This window comes from Bradyrhizobium sp., from assembly GCF_030693485.1.
Classification (GTDB): domain Bacteria; phylum Pseudomonadota; class Alphaproteobacteria; order Rhizobiales; family Xanthobacteraceae; genus Bradyrhizobium.
The window spans coordinates 1-5,924 of record NZ_JAUYAN010000109.1 but is presented as its reverse complement, the minus strand read 5'-3'; the positions used below and the strand labels follow the sequence as shown (position 1 = coordinate 5,924).

The following is a 5,924-nucleotide window of genomic DNA, read 5'->3' as shown; positions in this document are numbered from 1 at the left end:
GCCGCCACGGCGAGCGCCAGCCAGCTTGCGATCAGCAGCGCGCCGCCCGATGGCGCGGCAAAAGCAAACAGCCCGTGGCCGGCATAATGTCGCAGCGTCAGGTCGCCGGCGAACAGGGCGGTGGCGACGACAAAGCCCGAGGCGGCCAGGATTCCGATCCCGGAATGAATGGCGCCGCGCTCCGCCAGCGCTAACGTGCCCAGCACCGCTGCGGCGTGAAACAGCAGCATCGACGACGCCGAGGCCAGCCGTGCGGCATCGGGCTGGTGCGCGGCGACCGCCGCCAGGATGACGCCGTCGGCGCCCATCACGCCGGCCAGCACGATCAGGATCCGGGTCAGGCGCGAACTCATCGTCAGCTCCGCTCGCCGAGCAGCCGCACCATGGCGGCGCGCAATTCCGGCATTCCGGCGCCGGTGCGCGAGGAGGTCACCAGGATTTCCGGGAAGGCGGCGGGATGCTTGAGCAGCGCGGTCTTGACGTCGGCGACGCGCTGCTCGAGTTCGGCCGGTTTCACCTGATCGGCCTTGGTGAGCACGACCTGGTAGCTGACCGCCGACTTGTCGAGCGTCTTCAGCACGTCGAGATCGACCTCCTTGAGGCCATGCCGGCCGTCGATCAACACATAGACCCGGGCCAGGCTGGCGCGGCCCTGCAGGAATTGGTGGATCAGCTTGGTCCACGACGCGACCTTGGCTTTCGGCGCGGAGGCGTAGCCGTAGCCGGGCATGTCGACTAGCCGGAAGCCGGCATTGTCGGGGCCTTCGAAGAAGATCAGTTCCTGGGTTCGGCCCGGCGTATGCGAGGTCCGCGCCAGCGCGTTGCGCCCGGTCAGCGCGTTGATCAGGCTGGACTTGCCGACATTGGAGCGGCCGGCAAACGCGACCTCGACGCCCGCCATCGGCGGCAGCGTCTCGATCGAGGGCGAGGCCCAGATGAAGGTCCATTCGCCGGCGAACAGTTTTCTGCCCAGCTCCAACAGCTTCGCATCGGTTTCAGCGGTCATGCGAAGGCTTTCGGTTGCGGTTCCTCATGGTGAGGAGGCGCTTCTTCAGCGCCGTCTCGAACCATGAGAGCCCCCGTTGCCCATCCTTCGAGACGCGCGCCAAGAGCGCGCTCCCCCAGGATGAGGAATCGTCAGGTCTTCGTCTCGGCCTTCTTCGAAACGAACACGGCCTTCAGATTGTCCATCAGTTCCACCTTCACGCCGTTCTTGCGCATGATGTAGCTCTGCTGCAGCACCGAAAGCAGGTTGTTCCAGGCCCAGTAGATCACGAGACCTGCCGGGAACGAGGCCAGCATGAAGGTGAAGATCAGCGGCATCCAGTCGAAGATCATCTTCTGGGTCGGATCCGGCGGCGTCGGATTGAGCTTCATCTGGAACCACATCGTGATGCCCATGATGATCGGCCAGACGCCCAGCATGAAGTACGGACCGATATTCGGCCCGAGCGACATCGGGTCCCACGGCAGCAGTCCGAACAGGTTGAAGATCGTGGTCGGATCGGGCGCCGACAGGTCCTTGATCCAGCCGTAGAACGGCGCGTGGCGCATTTCGATGGTGACGAACAACACCTTGTAGAGCGCGAAGAACACCGGGATCTGCAACAGGACGGGAAGACAGCCGGCGACCGGGTTGATCTTCTCCTTCTTGTAGATCGCCATCATCTCCTGCTGCTGCTTCACCTTGTCGTCGGGAAAGCGCTCCTTCAGCGCGGCCAGCTGCGGCTGTACCGATTTCATCTTCGCCATCGAGGCGTAGGATTTGTTGGCGAGCGGGAAGAAGATCAGCTTCACCAGCACCGTCACCAGCAGGATGGCGACGCCGAAATTGCCGACCATGCGGAAGAAGAAATCCAGCGCCACGAACATCGGCTTGGTGAGGAAGTGGAACCAGCCCCAGTCGATCAGCAGGTCGAAATGGTTGAGACCAAGCTGCTTGTTGTAGCCATCGAGGCCGGCGAGCGGGAAATTGATGCCGACGACGCCGGCTTCCTTGGCGCCGGCGAACAGCCGCGCATTGGACGAGCCCGTGCCGCCGATCGCGATGGTCTGCGCATCCTGCAGATAGTCGGTCTGATAGGTGCGGGTGCCGGCCACGAGGTTGGAAGAGAACCGCGCCTGCAGCTGCGCCGTGGTGTCCGGCAGCAGCGCCGAGGCCCAGTATTTGTCGGTGATGCCGAGCCAGCCGTTGGTGACCTTGAAGCTCTTCACCTTGTCTTCGTCGATCTTCGAATAGCTGTATTCCTGCAGGCCCTGGTCGCCGAGATAGCCGATCAGGCCTTCATGCAGGATGTAGAAGCCTTCGACCTTCGGGGTGCCGTGCCGCGAGATCAGCGCGAATGGATACAGCGTGACCGGCGCATTGCCGATATTGCTGACGTCGTCCTTGACGGTGAAGAGATAGTGCTCGTCGATCGAGATGGTGCGGCGGAAGGTGAGGCCGTCGCCATTGTCGTATTTCAGCGTGATCGGGCTGTTCGGCGCGAGGCTGCCCGAGCCTTCCTGCTGCCACAGCGTGTCCCGGTCGGGCAGCCGCACGGTGGAGCCCGCGGCGGCAACCCAGCCGAACTCCGCGTAATAGGGCGTCGGCGAGCCCGAAGGCGAGAACAGCACGATGGCGGGCGATTTGGGGTCGACGGTGTCGCGGAATCGCGTCAGCGCGAGGTCGTCGATGCGCGCACCCTTCAGCGAAATGCTGCCGGTGACCCGCGGGGTTTCGATCCTGACGCGCGGCGCGGCCTTGATCGCGACGTCGCGGTTGACCACCGTCGGCGCCGCGGCGGGCTGGGCAGCCCCGGGCGTGGAGGGTGCGGCGGGGGGCGCGCCGGCCTGCGGGGTGGCGGGAGCGCCGACAGGGCTGCCGGGCTGCGCCGGCTTCGACTGTTCAAGCTGGGCCTGCTGCGCGCGCTGCTTTTCCATCTGCGGCATGTTGTAGAAATATTGCCAGCCGATCAGCACGAGGCCGGACAGAATGACGGCGAGGATGGTGTTGCGATTATCGGTCATCGTTCAAGGTCTCGTCATTCAATTTGGTTTGCGGCTGGCGCGAGAGTCATTATTTGACGCGTTGTCCTGACGCGCGAGGCGACCGAGCGCGGAGCGGAGATCCTCGAGCATGGTCGCAAAGTCGCGGTTCAGTGCGGTACGACGGCCGACTAGCACATAATCAGTGTGCGGTCGCATGGATATGACGTCCAGCCGTTTTACCAACTCGCGCAGCCTGCGCCGGATGCGATTTCGCTCGGTGGCGGTACCGTTCTTCCTGGTAACCGTGAAGCCGACCCGGATCGGGCCGTCATCGTCGCGCAGGCGGCCTTGCAGCACGAAGCCAGCGCTATTGGCCCGCGCGCCATTGGCAACGGCGAGGAAGTCCGCCCGCTGCCTTAGCCGATCCATGATGAAATCCCCGGGAAGCCCGGCTCAGGCGCTCAGGCGCTTACGGCCGCGCGCGCGGCGCGCGGCGAGAACTTTACGGCCGCCGACCGTGGCAAGGCGGGCGCGGAAGCCGTGGCGGCGCTTGCGCACCAGTTTGCTGGGTTGATAAGTCCGCTTCACGGGCAGTTCTCCGCTGACAATTGGCAGGCTAAGCCGGCAATTTGCCTGATTAATGAGGTAAGTCCGGTGATGTTGACCGGCCCGAACGGGCCGTTTCCGGCCCAATTTGAGCCGCCCCGGTCGAACCGGGCCATCGCGGACAGTTGGCGCGGCTTATACGGGAGCGACCTGTTTTCGTCAATGTTGCGACACGCCGCATTCCAGGTTCCTCGAAACGTCGCAATTGGGGTGAATATATCTGTTTTCGCGGGGTTTTTGTCGGTAGCGGGCACGGCGGCGCTGGATCCGGACTTGGCCGACATTAGCGATCCGTAATTTGACCGGTTGCGGTGCAGAACGCATCCTCAAGACCCAAGGCATCGGGGCCTATATCGTGTCCGTGAGCGATCAGCAGCCAGCCAACGAGACGCCGCGGCCAAAGCCACTGCCGAGGTTGCCGGGGAGGCTTGGCCTGTCCGGCAAGCTGCTGCTCTTGACCATTCCCCTGATCATGATCGCGGGAATGCTGATTTACGTGCCCTCGATCGCCAATTTCCACATGAACCGGCTGAACGACCGGCTGGCGGCGGCCAATACCGCCGCCCTGGTGCTGGATGCCGCGCCACTCGGCATGGTTCCGGATTCGCTGGCGCGGCAAATCCTCAAAAGCATCGGCGCGCGCGCGGTGGCCATCAAGATGGGACAGCAGCGCAGGCTGCTGGCCAGCGCCGATCTGCCGCCGGCGATCGATCGCGACATCGACGTGCGCACCATGACGGTGTGGTCTGGAATCCGGGATTCCTTCGAAATCATGCTGGACCGCGGCAACCAGGCGATCAGGGTGATCGGGCCCGCGTCCGGCGGCGGGCAGTTCATAGAGGTCGTGATCGATGAGGCTCCGCTGCGCCAGGCCATGTACCGGTTTTCCCGCAATTTGCTGCTGGTCTCGCTCGCCATTGCGATGCTCACCGCCGCGCTGGTCTATTTCGCCCTGCATTTCATGTTCGTGCGGCCGATGCGGCGGCTGACCGCGAGCCTGGTCGGATTCCACGAAAACCCCGAAAGCTCGGCCTATATCATCGTCCCCAGCCAGCGCGGCGACGAGATCGGCGTCGCCGAACGCGAATTGTCCGACATGCAGCGCGACCTGGTGTCGATGCTGCATCAGAAGAGCCGGCTCGCGGCACTTGGCCTCGCGGTATCGAAGATCAACCACGATCTGCGTAACCTGCTGGCCTCCTCGCAACTGCTGTCGGACCAGCTTTCCAGCGTGCCCGATCCAAGGGTGCAGCGCTTCGCCCCCAAGCTGATGCGCTCGCTGGAGCGCGCCATCGCGTTCTGCCAGTCGACGCTGTCCTATGGCCGTGCCCAGGAGGCCGCCCCGGACCGCCGCATGATCCTGATCGAGCCCGTGGTCGCGGAGGTGCGCGAATCCGCAGGCCTCGCCACCGACGCCTCGATCGGCTGGATCAGCGCGATCGAGCGCGGGCTCACCATCGACGCCGATCCCGACCAGCTGTTTCGCGTGCTGCTCAACCTGGTGCGCAATGCCGCACAGGCGCTGGAAAGCCGCCCCAAGGGCGACGCCGCCACCTTCCAGATCCGCATCACCGGCCGCCGCGAGGGCACGGTCGCCATCATCGAGGTTTCCGACACCGGTCCCGGCGTTCCCGCCAGGGCCCGCGAACATCTGTTCGAGGCGTTCCAGACCTCCGGCCGGCCCGGCGGCAGCGGCCTCGGCCTCGCCATCGCCGCCGAACTGGTCCGCGCCCATGGCGGCGACATCCATCTGGTCGAAGGCACCATCGGCGCCACCTTCCGGATCGCGATCCCGGACCGCCCGGTGGAACTGCTCAGCGTGCGCAATGAGCGGGCGAGGGCATAGCCGTCATTCCGGGGCATTGCCAACGGGTCCGGCCCTTGGCCGGCCCGCTGCCGGGCTCCGCGATGAACCCGGAATCCAGAGGTAATCGGGCGAGATTCCGGGTTCGCGCTTCGCGCGCCCCGGAATGACGACCCCAAAAACCCAGCCGATTCGGCCGGCAGATACCGACCTGCGGACCTTGCCAATCCCGGCCGGAGCGGGTAGCTAAAGCGCTCTTTCGCGACCTTCCGAACGAAACCTCGGATGCATCCGGGCCTGAGCCCACGATGCCCAGCGAAAAACGCGCCCGTAGCTCAGCTGGATAGAGCACTAGACTACGAATCTAGGGGTCAGGAGTTCGAATCTCTTCGGGCGCGCCATTTCTCCACCAGAGCCACGATCTCCCGCCGAAACCCGGCACAGCGCGCATTTGACAGTGTCCGGCGGGGCTTGGACAAAAATCTCGAAAACAACCCCATGTACAGTAGGCGGACCCCGATCGGAGCACCCGCGGTGCGCTGCA

General features: G+C 64.6%; 6 protein-coding genes and 1 tRNA gene. 2 read left to right on the top strand and 5 right to left on the bottom strand.

Features of this window, described 5'->3' with window-relative positions:
• From Q8N40_RS08030 to rpmH, 5 genes are all read right to left on the bottom strand, one after another.
• Positions 1–353: DUF423 domain-containing protein (locus Q8N40_RS08030; RefSeq protein WP_305711439.1), on the bottom strand; the 353-nt coding region annotated here is incomplete at its 3' end.
• A gap of 2 nt (positions 354–355) precedes the next feature.
• Positions 356–1,006, bottom strand: a complete 651-nt coding sequence (gene yihA, locus Q8N40_RS08025; RefSeq protein ID WP_305320544.1) for a ribosome biogenesis GTP-binding protein YihA/YsxC — start codon at positions 1,004–1,006, stop codon at positions 356–358.
• Between the two features lie 131 nt (positions 1,007–1,137).
• Complete coding sequence (gene yidC / locus Q8N40_RS08020) at positions 1,138–3,009, bottom strand: membrane protein insertase YidC (protein WP_305711438.1); 1,872 nt, start codon at positions 3,007–3,009, stop codon at positions 1,138–1,140.
• Positions 3,010–3,027: 18 nt separating this feature from the next.
• On the bottom strand, positions 3,028–3,399 hold the full coding sequence (gene rnpA, locus Q8N40_RS08015; protein WP_305320545.1) for a ribonuclease P protein component: 372 nt from the start codon (positions 3,397–3,399) through the stop codon (positions 3,028–3,030).
• A gap of 24 nt (positions 3,400–3,423) precedes the next feature.
• The gene (gene rpmH, locus Q8N40_RS08010) at positions 3,424–3,558 is read right to left on the bottom strand and encodes a 50S ribosomal protein L34 (protein WP_011471298.1); all 135 of its coding nucleotides are present in this window, start codon (positions 3,556–3,558) and stop codon (positions 3,424–3,426) included.
• A 373-nt stretch (positions 3,559–3,931) separates the two neighbouring features.
• Here rpmH and Q8N40_RS08005 point away from each other — a divergent pair, with 373 nt between their 5' ends.
• Entirely contained in the window at positions 3,932–5,422 is a 1,491-nt protein-coding gene (locus tag Q8N40_RS08005) for a sensor histidine kinase (RefSeq protein WP_371135639.1), read from the top strand.
• Between the two features lie 282 nt (positions 5,423–5,704).
• A tRNA-Arg gene (locus Q8N40_RS08000) sits at positions 5,705–5,781 on the top strand.
• Positions 5,782–5,924: the final 143 nt, after the last annotated feature.

Bases quoted from the DNA above. Each gene is read 5' to 3' on its own strand.
- yidC (WP_305711438.1), bottom strand. From the start codon at position 3,009: ATGACCGATAATCGCAACACCATCCTCGCCGTCATTCTGTCCGGCCTC.
- yihA (WP_305320544.1), bottom strand. From the start codon at position 1,006: ATGACCGCTGAAACCGATGCGAAGCTGTTGGAGCTGGGCAGAAAACTG.
- rnpA (WP_305320545.1), bottom strand. From the start codon at position 3,399: ATGGATCGGCTAAGGCAGCGGGCGGACTTCCTCGCCGTTGCCAATGGC.